Annotated in this window: 22 protein-coding genes; 16 read left to right on the forward strand and 6 right to left on the reverse strand. The window is 62.4% G+C overall.

Translation table 11 applies throughout. From position 1 onward, the window contains the following. The first annotated feature begins 411 nt into the window (after positions 1-411). The 9 genes from MC269_RS04795 to MC269_RS04835 all read left to right on the forward strand — a co-directional run bounded on the left by MC269_RS04795 (position 412) and on the right by MC269_RS04835 (position 9,084). Positions 412-1,017 (forward strand): DsrE family protein, encoded by a 606-nt coding sequence (locus MC269_RS04795; protein ID WP_239954238.1) that lies wholly within the window; start codon positions 412-414, stop codon positions 1,015-1,017. Positions 1,018-1,051: 34 nt separating this feature from the next. Beyond that, positions 1,052-1,660, forward strand: coding sequence for a DsrE family protein (locus tag MC269_RS04800; RefSeq protein WP_239954239.1), 609 nt, complete (start codon positions 1,052-1,054; stop codon positions 1,658-1,660). A gap of 127 nt (positions 1,661-1,787) precedes the next feature. After that, the gene (locus MC269_RS04805; protein WP_239954240.1) at positions 1,788-2,825 is read left to right on the forward strand and encodes a substrate-binding domain-containing protein; all 1,038 of its coding nucleotides are present in this window, start codon (positions 1,788-1,790) and stop codon (positions 2,823-2,825) included. After that, positions 2,804-3,814, forward strand: coding sequence for an ABC transporter substrate-binding protein (locus MC269_RS04810; protein ID WP_239954241.1), 1,011 nt, complete (start codon positions 2,804-2,806; stop codon positions 3,812-3,814). Before MC269_RS04805 ends, MC269_RS04810 begins: the two co-directional genes overlap by 22 nt. Then, on the forward strand, positions 3,814-4,683 hold the full coding sequence (locus MC269_RS04815) for an ABC transporter permease (RefSeq protein WP_239954243.1): 870 nt from the start codon (positions 3,814-3,816) through the stop codon (positions 4,681-4,683). Before MC269_RS04810 ends, MC269_RS04815 begins: the two co-directional genes overlap by 1 nt. Continuing rightward, entirely contained in the window at positions 4,683-5,498 is an 816-nt protein-coding gene (locus MC269_RS04820; protein ID WP_239954245.1) for an ABC transporter permease, read from the forward strand. The genes MC269_RS04815 and MC269_RS04820 overlap by 1 nt, the downstream gene beginning before the upstream one ends. Then, the gene (locus MC269_RS04825; RefSeq protein ID WP_239954246.1) at positions 5,495-6,484 is read left to right on the forward strand and encodes an ABC transporter ATP-binding protein; all 990 of its coding nucleotides are present in this window, start codon (positions 5,495-5,497) and stop codon (positions 6,482-6,484) included. The genes MC269_RS04820 and MC269_RS04825 overlap by 4 nt, the downstream gene beginning before the upstream one ends. Before the next feature lie 10 nt (positions 6,485-6,494). Next, the gene (locus MC269_RS04830) at positions 6,495-7,325 is read left to right on the forward strand and encodes a phosphodiesterase (protein WP_239954247.1); all 831 of its coding nucleotides are present in this window, start codon (positions 6,495-6,497) and stop codon (positions 7,323-7,325) included. A gap of 166 nt (positions 7,326-7,491) precedes the next feature. After that, positions 7,492-9,084 carry a diguanylate cyclase gene (locus MC269_RS04835; RefSeq protein WP_239954249.1) on the forward strand — a complete coding sequence of 531 codons (1,593 nt, stop codon included), beginning with the start codon at positions 7,492-7,494 and terminating at the stop codon, positions 9,082-9,084. 34 nt (positions 9,085-9,118) lie between these two features. Here MC269_RS04835 and bcp read toward each other — a convergent pair whose 3' ends face one another. Both bcp and MC269_RS04845 read right to left on the reverse strand, forming a co-directional pair. Then, positions 9,119-9,586, reverse strand: coding sequence for a thioredoxin-dependent thiol peroxidase (bcp, locus tag MC269_RS04840; protein WP_081138332.1), 468 nt, complete (start codon positions 9,584-9,586; stop codon positions 9,119-9,121). Positions 9,587-9,728: 142 nt separating this feature from the next. Continuing rightward, on the reverse strand, positions 9,729-10,307 hold the full coding sequence (locus MC269_RS04845) for a glycine cleavage system transcriptional repressor (RefSeq protein ID WP_081138330.1): 579 nt from the start codon (positions 10,305-10,307) through the stop codon (positions 9,729-9,731). Between the two features lie 143 nt (positions 10,308-10,450). Here MC269_RS04845 and dapA point away from each other — a divergent pair, with 143 nt between their 5' ends. The 6 genes from dapA (at position 10,451) to ypfH (ending at position 16,945) form a co-directional block, all read left to right on the forward strand. Beyond that, a complete protein-coding gene (gene dapA / locus MC269_RS04850) occupies positions 10,451-11,329 on the forward strand; it encodes a 4-hydroxy-tetrahydrodipicolinate synthase (protein ID WP_081138328.1) in 879 nt (292 codons plus the stop codon). Between the two features lie 14 nt (positions 11,330-11,343). After that, positions 11,344-12,375, forward strand: coding sequence for an outer membrane protein assembly factor BamC (gene bamC / locus MC269_RS04855; RefSeq protein WP_239954250.1), 1,032 nt, complete (start codon positions 11,344-11,346; stop codon positions 12,373-12,375). A gap of 147 nt (positions 12,376-12,522) precedes the next feature. Next, the gene (gene purC, locus MC269_RS04860; RefSeq protein ID WP_081138324.1) at positions 12,523-13,236 is read left to right on the forward strand and encodes a phosphoribosylaminoimidazolesuccinocarboxamide synthase; all 714 of its coding nucleotides are present in this window, start codon (positions 12,523-12,525) and stop codon (positions 13,234-13,236) included. 124 nt (positions 13,237-13,360) lie between these two features. Further along, entirely contained in the window at positions 13,361-14,221 is an 861-nt protein-coding gene (locus tag MC269_RS04865) for a neutral zinc metallopeptidase (protein WP_081138322.1), read from the forward strand. Beyond that, positions 14,221-16,188: a tRNA(Met) cytidine acetyltransferase TmcA gene (locus tag MC269_RS04870; RefSeq protein WP_239954251.1), complete on the forward strand. Its 1,968-nt coding sequence runs from the start codon at positions 14,221-14,223 to the stop codon at positions 16,186-16,188. Before MC269_RS04865 ends, MC269_RS04870 begins: the two co-directional genes overlap by 1 nt. Before the next feature lie 73 nt (positions 16,189-16,261). Further along, the gene (ypfH, locus tag MC269_RS04875; RefSeq protein ID WP_081138318.1) at positions 16,262-16,945 is read left to right on the forward strand and encodes an esterase; all 684 of its coding nucleotides are present in this window, start codon (positions 16,262-16,264) and stop codon (positions 16,943-16,945) included. A 57-nt stretch (positions 16,946-17,002) separates the two neighbouring features. Here ypfH and MC269_RS04880 read toward each other — a convergent pair whose 3' ends face one another. From MC269_RS04880 to MC269_RS04890, 3 genes are read right to left on the reverse strand one after another with little or no spacing between them, the layout of a single operon-like run. Next, complete coding sequence (locus MC269_RS04880) at positions 17,003-17,191, reverse strand: YpfN family protein (RefSeq protein WP_081138316.1); 189 nt, start codon at positions 17,189-17,191, stop codon at positions 17,003-17,005. 23 nt (positions 17,192-17,214) lie between these two features. Continuing rightward, entirely contained in the window at positions 17,215-18,342 is a 1,128-nt protein-coding gene (gene dapE, locus MC269_RS04885; RefSeq protein ID WP_239954252.1) for a succinyl-diaminopimelate desuccinylase, read from the reverse strand. Between the two features lies 1 nt (position 18,343). After that, entirely contained in the window at positions 18,344-18,712 is a 369-nt protein-coding gene (locus MC269_RS04890; protein WP_239954253.1) for an ArsC family reductase, read from the reverse strand. A 401-nt stretch (positions 18,713-19,113) separates the two neighbouring features. Between MC269_RS04890 and MC269_RS18830 the strand changes: the two genes are divergently transcribed. Next, positions 19,114-19,161: a hypothetical protein gene (locus MC269_RS18830; RefSeq protein ID WP_224481767.1), complete on the forward strand. Its 48-nt coding sequence runs from the start codon at positions 19,114-19,116 to the stop codon at positions 19,159-19,161. A 100-nt stretch (positions 19,162-19,261) separates the two neighbouring features. Here MC269_RS18830 and acrD read toward each other — a convergent pair whose 3' ends face one another. Beyond that, positions 19,262-22,378, reverse strand: coding sequence for a multidrug efflux RND transporter permease AcrD (gene acrD, locus MC269_RS04895; RefSeq protein ID WP_239954254.1), 3,117 nt, complete (start codon positions 22,376-22,378; stop codon positions 19,262-19,264). Positions 22,379-22,420 lie beyond the last annotated feature (42 nt).

Here is a 22,420-nt window from a genome sequence, read left to right on the forward strand (position 1 = left end):
TTAAAGATATGTAAATTTGCTCAAAAAAACTGAATGTGGCATGTTTTTTTCCAGGCTTACTCTGAAAAAAACGCCTGAAAATCTGCACATGCGTAGCGACCAGAATTAAAAAATTTTATGGTCGCAAGTGCAGAATAATTCAGGCCGCAGGAATAGCTGGTCCATAATGCTGGCTACATAATTTATCAGCGAAAGTTTTCACCTGTTTAAACCGGTCCAGTTTGATAGCAGACCCAACGCCCGGCTCCATCGATCCCTTTCATTAATTAGTTTAGTTAATAATTCCATCTGAAATCAATCTGGCTCAGGCGGCCGGCGGCGCGCCCTTTTGCCGCGCTGCCGCTGTGGTATAGATAGCGCACCCCATTCAGGATGTGAGTCAGCCACAGGCTGTTGTCCGGAGAAAAATTTATGCGTTCAGCTGTATCTTACGCGCTCATTGCCATTATCGGCGGTGCTGTTGGCGCGGGCGTTACCCAGAGCGGCGCGCTCTATCAAAAAGTTGTCAATCATTTTGCCGCCAAACCAGGCGATCCTGACGGCTTCTGGAGCACGCCCGCCGTCGACGGCTACGGCAAGATCCATTACGAGCCGGACGCCGCGTTTAAGCCGGTGGCGGGACTGAGCAATAAAATCGTTTTCCAGATCACCCGCAGCGACGGCGCGATGACTGACGTCAATCTCGGCCTGGAGCGCGTGGCGCGCGTGGTGAATCTTTACGTCGCCTCCGGCGTGCCAGCGGAAGATCTGAAATTCGTGGTGTCGGTTACCGGCGACGCGACGCCAGCGATGCTGGATAACGCCCACTTCAAACAGTTTTACGGCATAGACAATCCCAACCTCAAGCTGATCGGCCAGCTGAATAAGCTGGGCGTTAAGGTTTCCGTCTGCGATCAGTCGGTGGCGTTCCACCATTATCCCAACGACTGGATCGATAAATCGGTCGTCCATGCGCTCTCAAGCCCGACCACGGTTTCCACCCTGGAAAATCAGGGTTACGCATGGCTACAGATGTAATCACACTTCGACAATAACAAGCAGGAGAATAACGATGCGTCCAGCGGCCTATATTGTGGTGGCGGCAATAGCCGGTTTTATCGGCGGCAATGTGTTACAGCTGCCGGAACTGTATGACAAAGTGAGCGGCAAATTCGCCAGCAACAGCAGCCAGCCAGCGGACTTCTGGAGCACGCCGGCGATTGAAGGATTCGGCAAAATTCACTATGTCGATACCCCGGCTTTTAAACCGGGTACCGTACCGGGCCTGAGCAATAAAATCGTCTTCCAGATTAACCGCAGCGAAGGGGATATCCGTCAGCCGAACCTGGGGCTGGAGCGCGTCGCCCGCGTTACCAACCTCTATTACGCCGCAGGCGTGCCGCTCGATCAGCTAAAGTTCGTGGTGTCGATCAACAGCGATGCGGTGCCGGCGGCGCTCAACAACGATCAGTTTCATAAAGCCTACGGCGTGGACAACCCCAACCTCAAGCTGATCGACGAGCTGAAAAAAGCGGGCGTGCAGGTGTCGATCTGCGACCAGTCGGTGGCGTTTCATAACCTTCAGCGCGACTGGATCGATCAGCGCGTCACCCACACCATTTCCAGCGGCACCACCGTCGCGACCCTGCAAAACGAAGGTTACGCCTTTTTGATGCTGTAAGCCTTTCTCCGACGGCGGCGCCGCGCCGCTGTCATCTCTCCGTCATCCCGCTGCGATTGTTCTGTCACACACTCTCTTTACTTTGACCGCCAGTGAGATCGTTCTCATCAGCGGATAAGGGGAGAATATGACGGATTTAGTCAGCGTAGCAAAACTGGCGGGCGTCTCGCGCGCCACGGCGGCGCGCGCCTTCTCCGATCCCCATCTGCTAAAGGCAGCTACGCTGCAGCGCGTGCTGGCGGCGTCGCAACAGCTGGGCTTTCGTCCCAATCATATCGCGCGTCAGCTGCGCACTCAGAGTTCCACCACGCTGGGAGTGCTGCTGCCTTCGCTGCTGAATCCGGTGTTCGCGCAGCAGCTGCAGGCGATGGAGCGTCAGGCGCGGCTGGCCGGTTTTGGCCTGCTGATCGCCACCAGCGACTATCAGGCCGAACGCGAAGCGGCGATCGTCGAACATATGCTGCGCCAGCGCGTCGCCGGGCTGGTGCTGACGGTGGCCGACGCCGATCGCAGCGCCGTGCTGCCGACCCTTGCCGCAGCGCAGATGCCGTTTGTGCTGGCGCACAACGTGCCGCAGAGCGCGGCATGGCCGAGCGTGTGCGTCGACAACCGCCGCGCAATGGCCGAAGCCACGCAGCATCTGCTGGCGCTGGGCCACTGCCATATCGGCATGGTCACCGGGCCGGTGTGGCAGTCGGATCGCGCGCAGCAGCGCTTTCTCGGCTACTGCGACGCCATGCAGCAGGCTGGCCTGAAACCCTCCTCGCTGATTGAGATGCCGAGCCACACGCGCTCCGACTTTCAGCTGCTGCTGCCGCGTCTGCAGCGCGCGAACCCGCTGACGGCGGTGATCTGCAGCAACGATTTGCTGGCCATCAGCCTGATGGGCACCGCCGCGCGGGCGGGCGTCGCGGTGCCGACGCAGCTGTCGGTCATGGGCTTCGACGGCATTGAGGCGGGGGAACATCTCTCGCCCTCGCTCGCCTCGGTGGTGCAGCCCAGCGATCTGCTCGGCGCCTGCGCCATCGACATGCTGTTGCAACAGGCCGGCGGCGGATCGCGCCTGCTGGCGCACCATCTGCGGCTGGGCGAAAGCATCGCCCCTGCGCCGCGCTCTTCTTTCGTCAACACCAGGAAACCAACATGTCAACGCACAACAAAATAAAACTGATTACCGCCGCGGCGCTGCTCGCTGCCTGCGGCACGGCGAGCGCGGCGGAAACCGCCATCTGCTACAACTGTCCGCCGGAGTGGGCGGACTGGGGAACGCAGCTGCAGGCCATTGCGCGCGACACCGGCATTCAGGTGCCGCAGGACAATAAAAATTCCGGCCAGGCGCTGGCGCAGATGGTGGCCGAGCAGGGTAATCCAGTGGCGGACGTGGTCTATTACGGCGTCAGCTTCGGCATTCAGGCGGCGGGCGCTGGCGTTATCGCCGATTACAAACCGGCACACTGGGATCAGATCCCGGCTGGCATGAAAGATCCCGACGGCAAGTGGGTGGCGCTGCACTCCGGCACTATGGGCTTTATGGTCAACGTCGACGCGCTGGGCGGCGCGCCGCTGCCGACCTCCTGGGACGACCTGCTGAAGCCGGAATATAAAGGCATGGTGGGCTATCTCGATCCCTCCAGCGCCTTCGTCGGCTACGTCGCCGCCGTGGCGGTAAACCAGGCGAAAGGAGGCAGCCTGCAGGATTTTACGCCCGCGCTCAGCTGGTTCAAAAAGCTGCAGGCCAACCAGCCGATTGTGCCGAAGCAGACCGCCTACGCGCGCCTGATTTCCGGCGAGATCCCGATCCTGCTCGACTACGACTTCAACGCCTACCGCGCGAAGTATAAAGACCACGCCAATGTCGCCTTCGTGATCCCGCAAGAGGGCACGGTCACGGTGCCCTACGTGATCAGCTTGGTGAAAAACGCGCCGCATGCCGCCAACGGCAAGAAAGTGATCGACTACGTGCTGTCGGATAAAGGACAGGCGATCTGGGCCAACGCCTATCTGCGCCCGGTGCGCCCGTCGGCGATGTCTGCCGCGGCGAAGGCGAAGTTTCTGCCTGACAGCGACTACGCCCGCGCCCGCACGGTGGATTACCAGCAGATGGCCGATGCGCAGAAAGCCTTCTCTGCGCGCTACCTGAGCGAGATCCGTTAATGTCGCTGCTCGACACCCGCAGCCGCGCGCCGACGGCCTTGCGCCGTCGGACGCGTTCAGGCGCGCGCTGGCCCTGGATGCTGCTGCCGGCGCTGCTGTTTTTCGCCGCCTTCTGGCTGCTGCCGTTTGCCCGCCTGATGCGGGTCGGCCTCTCGCCGGACCGCACCACGCAGCAGAGCGGCTACTGGACGGCGATTGGCCAGCCGCAGTATCTGCAAAGCCTGCTCAATACCCTGCTGCTGTCGCTGGCGGTGACGCTGCTGACGCTGCTGATCGCCGCGGTAGTGGGCTGTTTTCTGGCGCGTCAGCGCTTCGCCGGACGCGGCACGCTGCTGGCGCTGCTGACCTTTCCGCTCGCCTTTCCCGGCGTGGTGGTGGGGTTCCTGGTGGTGATGCTGGCGGGACGCCAGGGGCTGCTGGCGCAGCTGAGCATCAGCCTGTTCCATGAGCGCTGGACGCTTGCCTATTCGCTCAGCGGCCTGTTTATCGGCTATCTCTACTTCTCGCTGCCGCGCGCCATTATCACGCTGGTGGCGGCGAGCGAAAAGCTCGATCGCTCGCTGGAAGAGGCGGCGCGCTCGCTGGGCGCCAGCCAGTGGCGCATTACCTGGGACGTTATCGTGCCGGGCCTGAAGCCAGCGCTGCTCTCCAGCGGCGCGATCTGCTTCGCCACCAGCATGGGCGCCTTCGGCACCGCCTTTACTCTCGGCACCAGCCTGAACGTGCTGCCGCTGACCATTTACGGCGAGTTCACCAACTACGCCAACTTCGCCACCGCCGCGGCGCTGTCGGTGGTGATGGGCGCGGTCGCCTGGCTCGGGCTGATGCTGGCGCGCGCCTTAGCCCACGGCGCGGGAGAGAAAGCCTGATGAAACGTCGCACCCTGTTTTATCTGCAGGCAAGCATCACCACGCTGACGGCGCTGTTTATGATCGTGCCGGTGGTGCTGTCGATGCTGGCGGGCGTCACGGAGAACTATTTTATCGGCCTGCGCAGCGGCCTGACGCTGAAGTGGGTCGCGCAGGTGTGGGCGCTCTACGCCGACACCTTCTGGCTGTCGCTGCTGATTGCGCTCTGCTGCCTGGCGGTCACGCTGGCGATCGGCGTGCCTGCGGCCTGGGGGCTGCTGAAGGCGCCGCCGCGCTGGGCCGCGCGCGTCGAAGAGTGTCTGATGCTGCCGGTGGCGCTGCCGGGCCTCGCCACCGCGCTCGGCATTATTCTGCTCTACGGTCGGTTTAACGGCCTGCGCGACAGCTGGCTGTTTATTTTGATCGGCCACGCGCTCTTTACGCTGCCCTTTATGATCCGGCCGGTGCTGGCGGTGATGCAGGCGATCCAGCTGCCGCGGCTGGAAGAGGCGGCCGCCAGCCTGGGCGCCGGCTTCTGGCGCCGCTTTTTCACCGTGGTGGTGCCCAACTGCCGCAACGGCATTCTGGCGGGCGCCTTTATGGTAATTACGCTGTCGGTGGGGGAGTTCAATATTACCTGGATGCTGCACACGCCGCTGACCAAAACCCTGCCGGTCGGGCTGGCGGACAGCTACGCCTCGATGCGGCTGGAAGTGGGATCGGCCTACACGCTGATCTTTATCGCAATGATTTTACCGCTGTTGCTGATGCTCAACGCCTGCAATCACTGGCTGACGCGCCAGGCGACGCGAAACGCTGTTAAGGAGCTGGCATGAATAACGCCGCTGTTACCGTCACGCTGCGCGGCTGCTCGCGCCGCTTTCATCAACACACCGCGCTGCACCCGCTCGACCTCACCGTGCACGCCGGCGAAACTCTGGTGCTGCTCGGTCCGTCGGGCTGCGGCAAGACCACTACGCTGCGCATCATCAGCGGGCTGGAAAGCAGCGACGCGGGCGGCGAGGTGTGGTTCGACGATCGCGACGTCACCGCGCTGCCGATTGAGAAGCGCAACGTCGGCATGGTGTTTCAGAACTACGCGCTGTTCCCCAATATGAACGTGGCGCAGAACGTCGCGTACGGGCTGAAGGTGCAGGGCGTGGCGCGCGCCGAGCGTGACGCGCGCGTGCAAGAGATGCTGGCGCTGGTGGATCTCAGCGCGCTGGCGAACCGCGCCATCGACAAACTCTCCGGCGGTCAAAAGCAGCGCGTGGCGCTGGCGCGCGCCTTAGCTGCCCGGCCTAAAGTGCTGCTGTTCGACGAGCCGCTGGCGGCGCTCGATGCCAGACTGCGCGAGCGCCTGCGGCTGGAGATCGGCGCGCTGCTGAAACAGCTCGCCATCACGGCGGTTTACGTCACGCACGATCAGCAGGAGGCGATGGCGCTCGGCGATCGCATCGCGGTGATGGAGCAGGGGCGCATCGCCCAGATCGACACGCCGCAGGCGATTTATCAGCGCCCGGCGACGCGCTTCGTCGCCGATTTCGTCGGCGCGATTAACTGCGTTGAAACCGACGCCCACGGCGCGCCGCGTCAGTTCTGCCGTCCGGAGGATATTCTGCTGGCGGAGGACAACCGCTACGCGCGCCATGGCTATATCGTCGGCAGCACCTTTTTGGGTGCGGCGCAGCGTTTGCAGATCGACATCGGGCTCGCCGCGCCGATTCAGGTCGAGCGCCACGCGCGGGAGGCCTGGCACGCCGGGCAGCGCGTCACCTGGACGCTGGCGCCGCGCGCCGCGCTGAATTTTAGCGGCTATTAAGGAGAGTATTGTGTGCGACAAACCCACGCTGATCGCGCAGATCAGCGATCTGCATATCAAGGCGAATGGACGCCTGTCCTATAAAAAAGTCGATACTCAGGCCGCGCTGCTGCGCGCCATCGACACCCTTAACGCGCTGCGGCCGCAGCCGGATATGGTGGTGATCACCGGCGATCTGGTGGATTTCGGCACGGTGGAGGAGTATCAGACGCTGCGTCTGGCGCTGCGCCGTCTGCAGCTGCCGTTCCGCCTGATGCCGGGCAACCATGACGACCGCCAGGCGCTGCGCGCGGTCTTTGCCGATCACGACTATCTGCAGCACGGCGCCACGCTCAACTGGCCGCTCAGGGTCGGGCCGCTGAAGCTGCTGGCGCTTGACTCCAGCGTGCCGGGTCAGCCCTGGGGCTACGTCGACGAGTATCAGCTGGCGTGGCTGGAGGAGAACCTGGCGCGCGAACCCGACGCGCCGACGCTGGTGATGCTGCATCATCCGCCGTTTATCTGCGGTATCGACCATATGGATCGCCAGCGGCTGCGCAACCCCGACGCGCTGGCGGCGGTGGTCGCCCGTTATCCTCAGGTCGAGCGCGTGCTGTGCGGCCACCTGCACCGCAGCCTGCAAACGCGCTTCGCCGGCACGCTGGCGGTCTGCGCGCCGGGCGTTTCCCATCAGGTCGCCTTTGATCTGCAGCCGGACGGTCCGGCCCATTTCACTATGGAGCCGCCGGGCTTTCTGCTGCACCGCTGGCAGCCGGAGCAGGGCATGGTGACGCACCAGTGCGCCATCGGCGACTATTCCGGCCCCTGGCCGTTTTACGATCGGCACGGCCTGATCGATTAGCGCCAGGCGTCGGTAACGACTTTCTGAGAATGTAACAGTTGGAAAGGTGCTCAGGCGAGCGGCAGGGTGTACACTGGCGGCTTGCCTCACCAGGGCAGATGACATCCAACAATAACAACATTCTCAGGCCTTTCAGCATGTACTTATCTTTTGCGGCGGGCGCGCTATGCTAATGCGCCTGCGACCCCGAGCCGATCTGCGCACGCTTATCGCACTGCTCGCTATCGTCAGCATCGTGGTGACGCTAACCAACGCGCTCTACGCCACCTGGCGCGTGCAGCGCATGGCGCTGATCGACAGCACGCTGGAGGCGAACCGCGCCTACGCCACCAAGCTCGCCTCCACCACGGAAATCTTCTTTCAGCTGGCGCAGTCGCAGCTGCACTACAGCGCCAGACTGCTGGGCGACGATTTCAATAATCCCGCGCTGCTGCGTCAGGAGGTCGATCGCCTGCGCGAGCAGACCAGCAGCTTCAACTCGGTGGCGGTGGTGGACGTCAACGGCGTGGTTAAGGCGATTTCGCCTGAGTCCCTGATGCTGCAGGGCATGCACCTGACCAGCGACGCCTCGCGCGAGGCGCTGAGCGCGCGCCAGCCGGCGATCAGCCGACCGACCATTTCGGCGGCCAACAACCTGATTATCTTTGTCTCCTGGCCAGTCTGGGGCCGTGACGGGCGCTATCTCGGCTATGTGGGCGGCACCATCTACCTGAAAAAGAAAAGCATCCTGAATACGCTGCTGGGCGAGCAGTACTACCGCGACGGCACCAGCGTCTTCGTGCTGGACAGCGCCAGCCAGGTGATTTATCACCAGAACGGCCAGCTGATTGGCAAAACGCTGCCCGCGCTGCTCAACGGGCGCGACGAGAACACCAACGGATCGCTGCAGCTACAGCAGGCGGGCGAGCCGGCGCGTCTCGCGGGCTATGCGGTGGTGCCGACCACCGGCTGGACGGTGGTGGCGCTGAAGCCGACCGCCGTCACGCTCGAGCCGCTCTCCGGCCTGCTGATGCAGGTGCTGAAGCATTCGGTGCCCTTCGCGCTGCTGACGCTGCTGGTCGCGGTGATCCTGGCGCGGCTGATCGCGCTGCCGCTCTGGCAACTGGCGCGCAGGGCGCGTCAGATGGATGCGCCGGGGGTGTCGAAAGAGCTGAGCGCTATCCACGCCTGGTATTTTGAGGCGGCGCAGGTCAAGCGCGCGCTGCTGACCGGCATCGGGCTGGTGCAGGACAAGATCGGCCGTCTGAAGTCAGAGGTGCAGACCGATCCGCTGACCCAACTGCTCAACCGACGCGGGCTGAGTGCGGTGCTCGACTTCTATCAGACCATGCATCAGCCGTTTGCCGTGCTGGCGCTGGATATCGACCACTTTAAGCGGGTCAACGACAGCTGGGGACACGACGTTGGCGACAGCGTGATTAAACAGGTGGCGCAGACGCTAAGCGCCAGCGCGCGTCAGAGCGACGTGGTCTGCCGCAACGGCGGCGAAGAGTTTCTGATGCTGCTGCCGCTGACCGATATCGAAGAGGCGCGCCGCATCGCCGAGCGCATACGCATCAGCGTCGCCGAGGGGTGGATAGCGGATGTCGGCACCATTACGCTGTCGGCGGGGGTCGCCGTCTGGCAGGGGGAAGAGACGTCGCAGGAACTGAGCCTGAAGCAGGCGGACGCCGCGCTCTATCAGGCCAAACACGACGGGCGTAACTGCGTGCGGGTGGCGGGGGCGCAGACGCCGCTGCTGGGCAGCCTGACGCCGTAAAGCGGATGCGGCGGTAAGCCGCATCCGCGCCGCGTTATGCCGACTTCAGGTAATCCATCACGATATCGTGGTGGTTGGAGGTTTTAAAATCGTCGAATACCTTTTCAATGGTGCCGTCGGCGCCCACCAGGAAGCTGATGCGGTGGATACCGTCGTAGGTTTTGCCCATAAAGGACTTTTCGCCCCAGACGCCGAACGCCGAACAGACCTGATGATCTTCATCAGAGAGCAGCGTAAAGTTCAGCAGCTCTTTCTCGGCGAAACGCGACAGCTTTTCCTGTTTATCGGTGCTGATGCCCAGCACTTCTACGCCCGCTTTCTTTAGCTCATCCATATTGTCGCGCAGGCCGCAGGCCTGCACGGTGCATCCCGGCGTCATCGCTTTCGGGTAGAAATAGACCAGAACGCGCTGTCCCTGGAAGTCGGTTAAATTTACCTGTTCGCCATCCTGGTCGGGCAAGCTAAATTTCGGTGCGGTATCACCGGCTTTCAGTGGATTCATCACTACTCTCCATTTTTTTCTTTGTGCTGTGGGCGACAGACCGGCTGGCGAACAGCGCCGGCGGAGAGTCGCCATCAGGGGATATTGCGCCACATAGCCAGACTTCAGTGATGTGGAGGAATAGCCCCGGCTCAGTTACAGCTTAGCGTGCAGCCTGCAGCGTCGCCGCGTCGTTGTCGTCCAGGCTATAGAAACGCAGCGTGCCGTCGGCGTGAAGCTCGCGACACAGCGCGTAAAACGCCTGTTCAAACTGGGAGTCGCCAACGCCCGCCGGGCTGTGCGCCGTTATTTGAATATAGAGCGTCGGCGTCTGATCCGCCTGACCCGGTTTAATACGCGAGCCGAGTTCGGCGATGTTCATCGCGTGTTTGTCGAACAGATCGGTGAAGCGCTCAATCAGATGAGGCGAATCCGGCACCTCGACCTGCACCCAGACTGTTGCCGGCATCGGCGGACGCGTGGTGGCGCGGGTGCGCTTCATCACGATCAGCAGCTCCAGCTCCGCGCCTTTCAGCGGCAGGGTCGATTCGATCAGCGTGATGGCGTTCCAGCTGCCGGAGAGCAGCATAATAAAGGTGAACTCATCCCCGAGCATGGCGAGACGGCTGTCTTCGATATTGCACCCACAGCTGCTGACGTGTCGGGTAATGGTATTGACGATACCCGGACGGTCAACACCCAGTGCGGTGATCACCAAATGGTGGGGTTGAGACTGCGGCAAAGTAGGATTTCCTGTTCATTCGCTAATAACCATAAGGTAAACATAAAAAAAACTGCTGACAAGCGCAGGAGGGGCGTGGCCTGCTTGCTTTTCAACAGAAGTAAAACGTACCATGAAGCACTTGTTTGTCGAGGGGATCGCCAATGTTCACGGGAAGTATTGTTGCACTCGTTACGCCAATGGATGACAAAGGTAATGTCTGCCGTGCGAGTCTGAAAAAACTGATTGATTATCATGTCGCCAGCGGCACCGCGGCGATCGTCTCTGTCGGCACCACCGGCGAATCCGCGACCCTGAGCCATGAAGAGCATGGCGACGTGGTGATGCTGACGCTTGAACTGGCGGACGGCCGCATTCCGGTGATCGCCGGAACCGGCGCCAACGCCACCGCAGAAGGCATCTCTCTCACCAAACGTTTCGAGAACAGCGGCGTAGTCGGCTGCCTGACCGTCACGCCCTACTACAACCGTCCGACGCAGGAAGGGTTGTTCCAGCACTTTAAAGCGATCGCGCAGAGCACGGCGCTGCCGCAAATGTTATACAACGTCCCCTCACGCACCGGCTGCGACATGCTGCCAGAGACCGTCGCGCGCCTCGCTGAAATCAAAAATATTATCGGAATCAAAGAGGCCACCGGGAACTTATCACGCGTTAGTCAGATCCAAGCACTGGTCGATGAGGACTTTATTATTGTCAGCGGCGACGACGCCAGCGCGCTCGACCTGATGCAGCTGGGCGGCAAAGGCGTGATTTCGGTCACCGCCAACATCGCCGCACGCGAAATGGCCGAGCTTTGCGCGCTGGCGCAGCAGGGTAATTTTGCCGAGGCGCGTCGCCTCAATCAGCGTCTGATGCATCTGCACCAGACGCTTTTCTGTGAACCCAATCCGATCCCGGTCAAATGGGCGGCGAAACAGTTAGGATTAATCGCCAGTGACACGCTGCGTCTGCCGATGACGCCGCTGACCTCAGCGGCCATACCAAAAGTTGAGCAGGCGCTGATTAAAGCGGGTTTGCGATAAGTTAGGGAGTTTCAATGAATCATTCTGTAAAGCGCTCAGCGGTTGCGACCGTCGTGGCGCTCTCTACCGCGATGCTGTTAACCGCGTGCTCAAGCGATCAGCGTTATAAGCGTCAGGTCAGCGGTGACGAGTCCTATTTACAGGCCAGCGAACTGCAGGACCTGAAAGCCCCGGCGGGCATGATCCTGCCGGTGGCGCACGGCGATTACGACGTGCCGCACGCCGCCGCCAGCGGTAACGTCGGCAAGCAGCTCGACATTCGTCCGCCGGCGCAGCCGCTGGCGCTGGTAAACGGTGCGCGCGCGCAGTTTACCGGCAACACCGGCGTGCTGATGGTGGATAACAACCGCGGCTCGGTCTGGTCGCAGGTGAACAAAGTGGTGGCATCCAGCAACTTCCCTGTGGCGCAGCGCAACGACGCGCGTCAGCAGCTGACCACCGACTGGGTGCAGTGGAACCGCGCCGACGAAGACAATCAGTATCGCGGCCGCTACGAGATCAGCGTGCAGTCGCAGAGCTATCAGCAGGTGCTGACGGTGCGCCTGCTCGAGCTGCAGCAGGAAGGCAAAGCGGTCACCGCGCCGGTGCAGATCCAGCGCTACACCGCACAGATGCTTAATGCCATCAGCGCCGGTCTGGACAAGATCGACGTCGCCAGCGAAAACGCAGCGGCGGGCCGCGCCAGCGGCAGCATCGACGTGCAGAGCGGCGCGGATGACACCGGCCTGCCGATGCTGGTGCTGCGCACGCCGTTCAACGTCGCCTGGCAGCGTCTGCCGCAGGCGATGAAGCGCGTCGGCATGGAAGTCACCGACAGCAACCGCTCGCAGGGCAGCCTGAACGTCACCTACAAATCGCCGGGCAGCGGCGCGTGGGATGATGTCGGCGCGAAAGATCCTGAACTGCCGAACGGCGACTACAAAGTGCAGGTCGGCGACCTGGACAACCGCAGCAGCCTGCAGTTTATCGATCCCAAGGGCCACGTGCTCACCCAGTCGCAGAATGATGCGCTGGTGGCCGTGTTCCAGGCGGCACTCAACAAATAAATCGCCTCAGGGCCGGAGATTCTCCGGCCTTTTTTTTTCGTCTCTGGCATAATAGCGCGCGGCGAAGTAAACGATTGCGTCGCGGCAATCCCCGCAGCGGCCCGCCGCCGCAGAACACCCGAAATTTCTAAGTCTGGAGTTAACAAGATGCAAAAGCGAGCTGAGTTGTATCGCGGTAAAGCGAAAACCGTATACAGCACCGACAACCCGGATCTGCTGGTACTCGAATTCCGCAACGATACGTCAGCAGGCGACGGCGCCCGAATCGAGCAGTTCGATCGCAAAGGGATGGTCAACAACAAGTTTAACCATTTCATCATGACCAAACTGCAGGAAGCGGGCATTCCGACCCAGATGGAAGCGCTGCTCTCCGACAACGAAGCGCTGGTGAAAAAGCTGGAGATGGTGCCGGTGGAGTGCGTGGTGCGCAACCGCGCGGCGGGCTCGCTGGTTAAACGTCTCGGCGTGGAAGAGGGCATGATCCTCAATCCGCCGCTGTTCGATCTCTTTCTGAAAGATGACGCGAAGCACGACCCGATGGTCAATGAATCCTACTGCGAAACCTTCGGCTGGGTGAGCAAGGCGAATCTGGCGCGCATGCAGGAGCTGACCTTCAAGGCTAACGAGGTGCTGAGCAAGCTGTTTGACGACGCCGGCCTGATCCTCGTCGACTTCAAGCTGGAGTTCGGCCTGTTCAACGGCGAAGTGGTGCTGGGCGACGAGTTCTCGCCAGACGGCGCGCGCCTGTGGGACAAGCAGACCCTGGACAAAATGGACAAAGACCGTTTCCGCCAGAGCCTCGGCGGCCTGATCGAAGCCTATGAAGAGGTGGCGCAGCGCCTGGGCGTGAAGCTCGACTGAGTTAAACGCGTCTGCAACAGAAAGAGAGGAGAGCCACGGCTCTCCTTTTTCATTTGGCCGCAAGGCTGGTAGTTGTCTCGCCGCGCAACTAAAATCAGCAGACACTCGTAATCAGGAGCAGGATATGCGCTGGCAAGGACGTCGCGAGAGCGACAATGTTGAAGATCGCCGGGATCAATCTCCGGCCTATGGCGGCGGACGCCAGATCCGTATTCCGCGTGGAAAAGGCGGCATCATCCTGTTAGTGGTGGTGGCGATCGCTGGCTATTACGGCTACGACCTGACGGGGCTGCTCACCGGGGGCGACGTCGCGCCCACCAGCCAGCAGCAGCAGCGCGTCAGCGCCAACGACGATGAAGCGGCGAAATTCACCCGCGTCATTCTCGCCTCAACCGAAGATACCTGGAGCAAGCTGTTCCAGCAGATGGGCAAAGAGTACGTCGCGCCGACGCTGGTGATGTATCGCGGCGCGACCCAGACCCGCTGCGGCACCGGCCAGACGGCGATGGGGCCGTTCTACTGCCCGGCGGATCAGCGCGTCTATATCGACCTCTCGTTCTACGATGAGATGAAAAACAAGCTCGGCGCAGGCGGCGAGTTCGCGCAGGGCTACGTGGTGGCGCACGAGGTGGGACACCACGTGCAGAAGCTGCTCGGCATCGAGCCGAAAGTGCGCGAGATGCAGCAGGGCGCCAGCCAGACGCAGATCAATCACCTGTCGGTGAAGATGGAGCTGCAGGCGGACTGCTTCGCCGGCGTCTGGGGCCACTACGTCAGCAAAGACAACTGGCTGGAGACCGGCGACCTGCAGCAGGCGCTGGATGCGGCACAGGCTATCGGCGACGATCGCCTGCAGCAGCGCAGCCAGGGACGCGTAGTGCCCGACAGCTTTACCCACGGCACCTCAGAGCAGCGCTACAGCTGGTTTAAACGCGGATTCGACAGCGGCGATCCCGGACAGTGCAACACCTTCGCCGCTAACTGATGTCGCCTGAACAGCTCGGCCGCCAGATGCAGCAGGCAGGCGTCAGGCGGCTCTGCGTCATCAGCGGCGAGCCGGAGTGGTGCCTGGCGCGCGCCGCGGAATGGCGCGCCGGCCTGCCGGGCGACTGGCTGCTGGTCGGCGACGCGCCGATCGACGATCTCCCTCGCTGCGCGCCAGCGGCGTTGCGCACGCTGCTCGGCCGCGAGTTCACCTACGCCCTTTTCGACGCGCGCCGCGGCTTTCATGCTGAAGCCTTCGCCGCGCTGGCGGGCGCGCTGCGCGCCGGAAGCTGGCTGCTGCTGCTCACACCGCCCTGGCTGCGCTGGGCGCAGCAGCCGGACCAGGACAGCCTGCGCTGGGCCGACGTCGCTGAACCCATCGCCACGCCGAACTTTATCCGCCATCTGCAGCAGACGCTGCTTGCCGATCCCAGCGTGGCGCTGCTGCGTCAGGATGCGCCGCCGCGTATCGCGCCGCTGGCTGAGATGCCTGACTGGCAGTGCCGCGCGCCGCAGCAGCAGCAGGCGATTCTGCAGCAGCTGCTGACGATGGCGCCCGGCGTCGCGGTGCTGACCGCGCCGCGCGGACGCGGCAAGTCGGCGCTGGCCGGCATGCTGGCGCGGCAGATTCCCGGCACGCCGATCGCCGCGCCCGCCAGGGCCTCCACCGAAGTGCTGGCGCGCTTCGCCGGCGACGCTTTTCATTTTATGGCGCCGGACGCCATTCTCGCCCAGCCCGACCTTGCGGCTGACTGGCTGATCGTCGATGAGGCCGCCGCCATCCCGACGCCGCTGCTGAGCGCGCTGGTGGCACGCTTCCCGCGCGTGCTGCTGACCACCACGGTGCAGGGCTACGAGGGCACCGGACGCGGCTTTATTCTCAAGTTCTGCGCCGGGCTGCCGCGGGTGTGTTACTTTACGCTGGACGAGCCGCTGCGCTGGTCGCGTCAGGATCCGCTGGAAGCCTGGCTCAATCAGGCGCTGCTGTTTGAAGACGCCATTCCGGCGCCTGCCTCGTCGCACACTGCGCCGCGCCGGATGCCCGCCGACGCCTGGCGGCACGATGCCACGTTGCCGGAGGCGGCTTACCGTCTGCTGGCCAGCGCCCACTACCGCACCTCGCCGCTCGACCTGCGGCGCTTAATGGATGCGCCCGGCATGACGCTGTGGCTGAGCGGCGACGCGCCCGCGCTGCAGGGCGCGCTCTGGCTGGTGGAAGAGGGCGGCTTAACGCCTGAACTGGCGCAGGCGGTCTGGGCGGGCAGGCGGCGGCCGCGCGGCAATCTGGTGGCGCAGTCGCTGGCGGCGCACGCCGGCTTCGTTGAGGCGGCGACGCTGCGCTCTCGTCGCATCAGCCGTATCGCGGTGGCGGCGGAGCAGCGCAGGCAGGGTATCGGCCAGGCGCTGGTGGCCGCCGTGCAGGCGCAGCAGGAGGTGGATTTTCTCTCTGTCAGCTTCGGCTATACCGAGGCGCTGTGGGCCTTCTGGCGCGCCTGCGGCTTTACCCTGGCGCGCATCGGCACGCAGCGCGAGGCGAGCAGCGGCTGCTATGCAGCGATGGCGATACGCGCGCTGACGCCCGCAGGCAGGGCGCTGCAGCAGCGTGCGGCGGCGGGGCTGGCGCGCGACTGGCCGCAGCTACGTCAGCAGATTGCCGAGCCGATCGCGCTGCCAGAAACCTTTTCCCCTTTTAATGACGAAGATGCCTGGCTGGCGGCGGGGTTCGCCTGGGCGCAGCGGCCGCTGGAGGCGACGCTGCCGGTGCTGCAGCGCCTCGCCGACCGCGTCGCCGTTTCCCCGCTGCTGCAGGCCGTGCTGCAGCCGCAGGCGGATCTCGGTGATGTGGCGCAGCAGGCCGGGCTGGCAGGCCGCAAGGCGCTTGTCGCCAGGCTGCGGCTGGACGCCGCCGCGGCGCTGAGCGAATGGGACGCCGCGCGCGCCTCTCTGCTGCGACAGCAAGTGGAATAAATCCACAAAGTCGTTCAAATTTTCCCGATAGCGCTCTGCTCAGGGCGGCGTATAGTGATCTGAGGAGGTCGATATGACACTGCAATACGTTATTGTTCAGCAGCCGAGCGCGGCTGCACAACAGCTGTTCCTGCTCTATCACGGCGTCGGCGATAATCCGCACTCCATGGCGCAGCTGGGCGGCTGGTTCGCGCGCGAGTTCCCGCAGGCGCAGGTAGTCGCAGTCGGCGCGCCGGCACCTGGCCACTACTGGTTCAGCGAAACCGCGCAGCACGATCAGAGCGAGCAGCAGCGCATCAACGCGGTGCTGCCGCAGTTCGTCGATTCGGTGCGGCACTGGCAGGCGCAAAGCGGCGTCGCTGCCGATGCCACGGCGCTGGTGGGGTTTTCGCAGGGCAGCACCATGGTGCTGGAGGGCGTCAAGGCGCAGCCGGATCTGGCGGGACGCGTGGTGGCGTTTAGCGGCCGCTACGCCACGCTGCCGGAAAACGCCACGACCCGTACCACCATCCATCTGATCCACGGCGAGTATGACGAGCAGATCCCGATGCAGCATGCCGAACAGGCGGCGCAGCGGCTCACCGCACTGGGCGGCGACGTCACCCTCGATATCATTGAGGATCTGCCGCACGCGGTTGACGATCGCAGCATGGCGCTGGCGCTGAAGCATCTGCACTACACCGTGCCGAAGCGCTATTTCGACGAGGCGCTGAGCGGCGCGAAGCCCGGCGACGACGATGTGATTATGATGATGTAAAAACGCCCTCGCGCAGGCGAGGGCGTTGTCGGGCGCTGACGCCGCTAAGCCGTTGGGTTACTTCTTCTTCGGCCAGTTGTCGTCATCGTCCCACTTATCGTTAAAGTCGCGATGCGGCGGCAGGTCGGGCTTGTTCGCCATATATTTTTTATGGTCGATGCGCTTCAGATCTTTATACACATTCATCAGCACGCCAACCAGCAACAGGATCACCAGGATCCACCAGTACTCTTTGATAAATTCCATTTGCCTGCTCCTCTCGATCGCGATCAGGCGACCAGCTGTTCCATAATGCGCTGATACATGCGGCTCAGCGTCTGTAGATCGGCGGCCTTCACGCACTCATTGATTTTGTGAATGGTGGCATTCACCGGGCCAAGCTCCACCACCTGCGCGCCCATCCGCGCGATAAAGCGCCCGTCTGAGGTGCCGCCGGTGGTCAGCAGCTGCGGCTTAATTTCATTATAGTGCGATACCGCCTTAACCACGGCGTCGACCAGCCTGCCGCGCGAGGTCAGGAACGGCTGACCGGACACCACCCACTCCAGCGTATAGCGCAGCTGGTAGCTGTCGAGCAGCGCCGCCACGCGATCCTTGATCATCTGGTCGGTGAGTTCGGTGCTGAAGCGGAAATTGAACTGCACGAAAAACTCGCCCGGGATAACGTTGTTGCTGCCGGTGCCGGCCTGCACGTTGGCGATCTGCATGCTGGTGGGCGGGAAAAATTCATTGCCGCGATCCCACTCGGTGGCGACCAGCGCGTTAAGCGCCGGCAGCGCGCGGTGTACCGGGTTGTCCGCCAGATGGGGATAGGCGACATGGCCCTGCACGCCGTGAATGGTGAGGTTAGCGGTCATCGAGCCGCGGCGGCCGTTTTTCACCACGTCGCCCACCACTTCAGTGCTGGAGGGTTCGCCGACCAGGCAGTAATCGAGACGCTCACGGCGCGCCATCAGACGCTCCACCACTTTCACCGTGCCGTTTTTCGCGCTCGCCTCTTCGTCGGAGGTGATCAAAAACGCCAGGCGGCCTTTGTGGTTGGGATGCGCGGCGATAAAGCGCTCGGCGGCGACCACCATCGCCGCCAGCGACCCTTTCATATCCGCCGCGCCGCGGCCAAACAGCATGCCGTCGCGAATGGTGGGCTCGAAGGGTGGGTTGATCCAGCGGCTGGCGTCGCCCGGCGGCACCACGTCGGTATGACCGGCGAACGCCAGCGTTTCGCCCTGGCCGCGCGTCGCCCAGAAGTTGAGCGTGTCGTCGATGTGCATCAGCTCAACATGAAAGCCAATCGCTTCCAGACGCGCGATCAGCAGCGCCTGACAGCCTGCGTCGTCCGGGCTCAGCGAGGGACGGCGGATCAGCTGCTGCGTCAGTTCGATAACCGGACAGAACATGTTATGACTTCTCCTGAATAAACGCCTGATAAGCGGCTTCGCTGAAGCCGACCAGCAGCGAGCCGTCTGGCGCGCGCAGTACGGGACGCTTGATAACGGCGGGGTGTGCCAGCATCAGCGCGCTGGCGCTGCTGCTGTCGATAACGGCTTCGCGCTCCGCTTCCGGCAGCTTGCGCCAGGTGGTGCCGCGCGTGTTAAGCAGCGTCTGATAGCCTAGCTGATCGATAAACTGCATCAGCAGCGCATCGTTCAGCCCGCTGGCGCGGTAATCATGAAACTCAACGTCGATGTCGGCGGCCTCTAAAAAGCGGCGCGCTTTTTTTATCGTGTCGCAATTTTTAATGCCGTACATCACCCACTGCGCTGTCATCAGGCTTCCTCGTCCAGAAAAAAAGAGTGCGCCAGTTTATCACAGAGTATTTGGCTGCTAAGCGCCGAGAGGGCAAAAGCGGCGAAATTACCGAAATAAAATCATTAAGATTAGTCTTAGTAACCGCTTTCATTAGTACCGGCAATTGTCACGCGGTTTATCATGATCATGTTAAGAATTATCTTAAGTGAAATTCAGACCGTCTGGTCCGTTATAACCGCCTTTTCTCCCGCCTGATCCCCGTCATTGCTGAAATGTGCGTCAGCTAGCAGATCCAAAAAACTCAGGTCATTAATCGCCTTTGCCGATAGTGAAAACAGGTGTAACCGTATTCACTTGTCGAAAATTTATGCGTAAAATCGGCAGCACAATAAGAGAGGGTTTATATGATTGACGCTGAAATGGGGAACTGGAAAGAATTCATCGCCGCGATGTTACGCAACAAGTAACCGGCAGCGAACACAGCAGGACCTGTCCCCCTTGCTCTGATTCTGACCACACACAGTAATACAAGGCAGCCACCTCGGTGGCTGCCTTAATTTTTGGCGCTTAGTCGTGCGGCTTCGCCTTCAGCGGGAAGCGGCGGCGCACCAGCACAAAGAACAGCGGCACAAAGAAGATCGCCAGCAGGGTCGCGGAGATCATGCCGCCCATCACGCCGGTGCCGACTGCGTGCTGGCTGCCGGAGCCGGCGCCCGCGCTGATGGCCATCGGCAGCACGCCGAAGATAAAGGCCAGCGAGGTCATCAGGATCGGGCGCAGACGCTGGCGCGCGGCGCTAAGCGTCGCCTCTACCAGCTCGCCGCCTTTGCTGTTGATCTCGTTGGCGAACTCCACGATCAGAATGGCGTTCTTAGCGGAAAGCCCCACCACCGTCAGCAGCCCAACCTGGAAATAGACGTCGTTCTCCAGCCCGCGCAGCCAGGTGGCCACCAGCGCGCCCACCACGCCGAGCGGCACCACCAGCATCACCGAGAAGGGAATCGACCAGCTCTCGTAGAGCGCCGCCAGGCAGAGAAACACCACCAGCAGCGAAATGGCGTAGAGCGCAGGCGCCTGCGAACCCGACAGGCGCTCCTGATAAGAGGCGCCTGTCCACTGGAAGCCGACGCCGAGCGGCAGCTGCGCCACCAGCCGCTCCATCGCGTCCATCGCCGTGCCGCTGCTGACGCCCGACGCCGCCTCGCCAACGATCTCGATCGACGAATAGCCGTTATAGCGCTCCAGACGCGGCGAGCCGGTCTCCCAGCGGCTGGTGGCGAAGGCGGAGAAGGGCACCATGCCGCCGCTGCTGTTGCGCACGTACCATTGATTGATATCGTTCGGCAGCATGCGGTACTGCGGCGCGGCCTGCACGTATACCTTCTTCACGCGTCCGCGGTCGAGGAAGTCGTTGACATAGGTCGAGCCCCAGGCGGTGGTCAGGGTATCGTTGATGGTATCGATTGAGACGCCCAGCGCCTGCGCCTTGCGCTGATCGACATCGATCTGCAGCTGTGGACTGTCGTCGAGGCCGTTGTGACGCACCCGCGACAGCGCGGGATCGCTCTCCGCCATCGCCAGCAGCTTATCGCGCATTGCCATCAGCTGAACGTGGCCGATACCGGCGTGATCCTGCAGCTCCATATCAAAGCCGGAGGAGCTGCCCATGCCGGTGATCGCCGGCGGGCTGCTGGCGATGACGCGTCCTTCTTTAATCGCGCGGAAGGCTTTGGTGGCGCGGTCGATAATCGCGAACGAAGTGCGATCCGCGCCCGACCGCTCCTCCCAGTCTTTCAGGCGCACAAACAGCCGCGCCACGTTCTGACCGTTGCCGCCCGGCCCTGAGCCGATGGTAGAGAACACCGACAGCACGTTCTCTTTCTCCTGGGTCATATAGTAGTTCTCCACCTGCGCCACCACGCTGGAGGTTTGCTGCAGCGTGGCGCCCGGCGGCAGCTGCACCTGGGTGAGGAAAACGCCGCGATCTTCCAGCGGCAGAAACGAGGTCGGCAGGCGGATAAACAGGAACGCCATCAGGCCGATAATGGCGAGATAGAGCAGCAGCCAGCGGCCGCCCTTTAGCAGGATGCTTGCCACGCCGCGCTCGTAGCGGTCGGCGTTGCGGTTGAAGTGGCGGTTGAACCAGCCGAAGAAGCCGCGACGCTGGTGATGCCCGTCTGGCGGCAGCGGCTTCAGCAGCGTGGCGCATAGCGCCGGCGTGAGGATCATCGCCACCAGCACCGACAGCACCATCGCCGAGACGATGGTAATCGAGAACTGGCGGTAGATAGCGCCGACCGTGCCGCCGAAGAAGGCCATCGGCACGAACACCGCCGACAGCACCAGCGCGATGCCCACCAGCGCGCCCTGAATTTGCCCCATCGACTTGCGCGTCGCGGCGCGCGGCGACAGACCCTCTTCGCTCATGATGCGCTCGACGTTCTCCACCACCACGATGGCGTCGTCCACCAGCAGGCCGATAGCGAGCACCATGGCGAACATCGTCAGGGTGTTGATGCTGAAGCCGCAGGCGTAGAGCACCGAGAAGGTGCCGAGCAGCACCACCGGCACCGCGATGGTCGGGATCAGCGTGGCGCGAAAGTTTTGCATAAACAGATACATCACGCCGAACACCAGCACGATCGCCTCGAGCAGGGTTTTCACTACGTCGATAATCGAGGCTTTGACGAACGGCGTGGTTTCATAGGCGACTTTGGCTTCCAGCCCGTGCGGGAAAAAGTGCGACAGCTCTTCCACCCGCTGGCGCACCAGCTTGTCGGTGTTCATCTCGTTGGCGCCGGAGGCGAGCTTGATGCCGAGCCCGGAGGCGGGCTGGCCGTTGTAGCGGCTGAGATAATCATATTTCTCCGCGCCCAGCGCCACCTGCGCCACGTCGCTTAGCGTCACCACCGAGCCGTCGGGGTTGCTCTTCAGGGTGATGGCTTTGAACTGCTCTGGCGTTTGCAGCAGCGACTGCGCATTTACCGTGGCGTTCAGCGCCTGCTTATCCACCGAGGGCAGGCCGCCTACCTGGCCGACCGCGACCTGGGCGTTTTGCGCCTCGATGGCGCTCACCACGTCGTCGGTGGTCAGCGAATAGGCGATCAGCCGGGCGGGATCGAGCCAGATGCGCATCGCATACTGCGAGCCGTAGGCGTCCACCTGACCGACGCCGTCGATACGGCTCAGCGGATCCTGGATATTACTGGCGACATAGTCGGCAATATCCTGCTTATCCATGCTGCCGTCGGTCGAGACGAAGGCGAGCATCAAAATATTGCTGTCGCCGGTTTTATTCACCGTCACGCCCTGCGACTGCACCGCCTGCGGCAGCTTGCGCAGCGCCGACTGCAGCTGGTTCTGTACCTGCTGGCGCGCCTCGTCGGGATTGGTGCCGGCGGAAAAGGTGAGGGTGATTTGCGCCTGGCCGGTGTTGCTGCTGTTGGAGGACATATACATCAGGTTGTCGATGCCGGTCATGTTCTGCTCGATAACCTGTGTAACGGTGTTCTCCAGCGTTTCCGCCGAGGCGCCCGGATAGTTGGCGGTAATGCGCACGTTAGGCGGAGCCAGGTCGGGATATTGCTCCACAGGCAGGGAAATAATCGCCAGCGTGCCGCACAGGCAGATTAAAATCGCCAGCACCCAGGCAAAAACGGGACGGTCGATGAAAAAATTCGACATCGAATCGACACTCCTCAGCAGCGTTTCGCTTTTATTATCAGA

The sequence above is a fragment of the Pantoea sp. Z09 genome (assembly GCF_022394795.1).
In the GTDB taxonomy this organism is placed as follows: domain Bacteria; phylum Pseudomonadota; class Gammaproteobacteria; order Enterobacterales; family Enterobacteriaceae; genus Pantoea; species Pantoea latae.

Bases quoted from the DNA above. Each gene is read 5' to 3' on its own strand.
- MC269_RS04800 (WP_239954239.1), top strand. From the start codon at position 1,052: ATGCGTCCAGCGGCCTATATTGTGGTGGCGGCAATAGCCGGTTTTATC.
- MC269_RS04870 (WP_239954251.1), top strand. From the start codon at position 14,221: ATGTCGCCTGAACAGCTCGGCCGCCAGATGCAGCAGGCAGGCGTCAGG.
- MC269_RS04835 (WP_239954249.1), top strand. From the start codon at position 7,492: ATGCTAATGCGCCTGCGACCCCGAGCCGATCTGCGCACGCTTATCGCA.
- MC269_RS04805 (WP_239954240.1), top strand. From the start codon at position 1,788: ATGACGGATTTAGTCAGCGTAGCAAAACTGGCGGGCGTCTCGCGCGCC.
- MC269_RS04880 (WP_081138316.1), bottom strand. From the start codon at position 17,191: ATGGAATTTATCAAAGAGTACTGGTGGATCCTGGTGATCCTGTTGCTG.
- MC269_RS04795 (WP_239954238.1), top strand. From the start codon at position 412: ATGCGTTCAGCTGTATCTTACGCGCTCATTGCCATTATCGGCGGTGCT.
- dapE (WP_239954252.1), bottom strand. From the start codon at position 18,342: ATGTTCTGTCCGGTTATCGAACTGACGCAGCAGCTGATCCGCCGTCCC.
- acrD (WP_239954254.1), bottom strand. From the start codon at position 22,378: ATGTCGAATTTTTTCATCGACCGTCCCGTTTTTGCCTGGGTGCTGGCG.
- MC269_RS04825 (WP_239954246.1), top strand. From the start codon at position 5,495: ATGAATAACGCCGCTGTTACCGTCACGCTGCGCGGCTGCTCGCGCCGC.
- purC (WP_081138324.1), top strand. From the start codon at position 12,523: ATGCAAAAGCGAGCTGAGTTGTATCGCGGTAAAGCGAAAACCGTATAC.
- MC269_RS04810 (WP_239954241.1), top strand. From the start codon at position 2,804: ATGTCAACGCACAACAAAATAAAACTGATTACCGCCGCGGCGCTGCTC.
- MC269_RS04815 (WP_239954243.1), top strand. From the start codon at position 3,814: ATGTCGCTGCTCGACACCCGCAGCCGCGCGCCGACGGCCTTGCGCCGT.
- MC269_RS04865 (WP_081138322.1), top strand. From the start codon at position 13,361: ATGCGCTGGCAAGGACGTCGCGAGAGCGACAATGTTGAAGATCGCCGG.
- ypfH (WP_081138318.1), top strand. From the start codon at position 16,262: ATGACACTGCAATACGTTATTGTTCAGCAGCCGAGCGCGGCTGCACAA.
- MC269_RS04890 (WP_239954253.1), bottom strand. From the start codon at position 18,712: ATGACAGCGCAGTGGGTGATGTACGGCATTAAAAATTGCGACACGATA.
- dapA (WP_081138328.1), top strand. From the start codon at position 10,451: ATGTTCACGGGAAGTATTGTTGCACTCGTTACGCCAATGGATGACAAA.
- bamC (WP_239954250.1), top strand. From the start codon at position 11,344: ATGAATCATTCTGTAAAGCGCTCAGCGGTTGCGACCGTCGTGGCGCTC.
- bcp (WP_081138332.1), bottom strand. From the start codon at position 9,586: ATGAATCCACTGAAAGCCGGTGATACCGCACCGAAATTTAGCTTGCCC.
- MC269_RS04820 (WP_239954245.1), top strand. From the start codon at position 4,683: ATGAAACGTCGCACCCTGTTTTATCTGCAGGCAAGCATCACCACGCTG.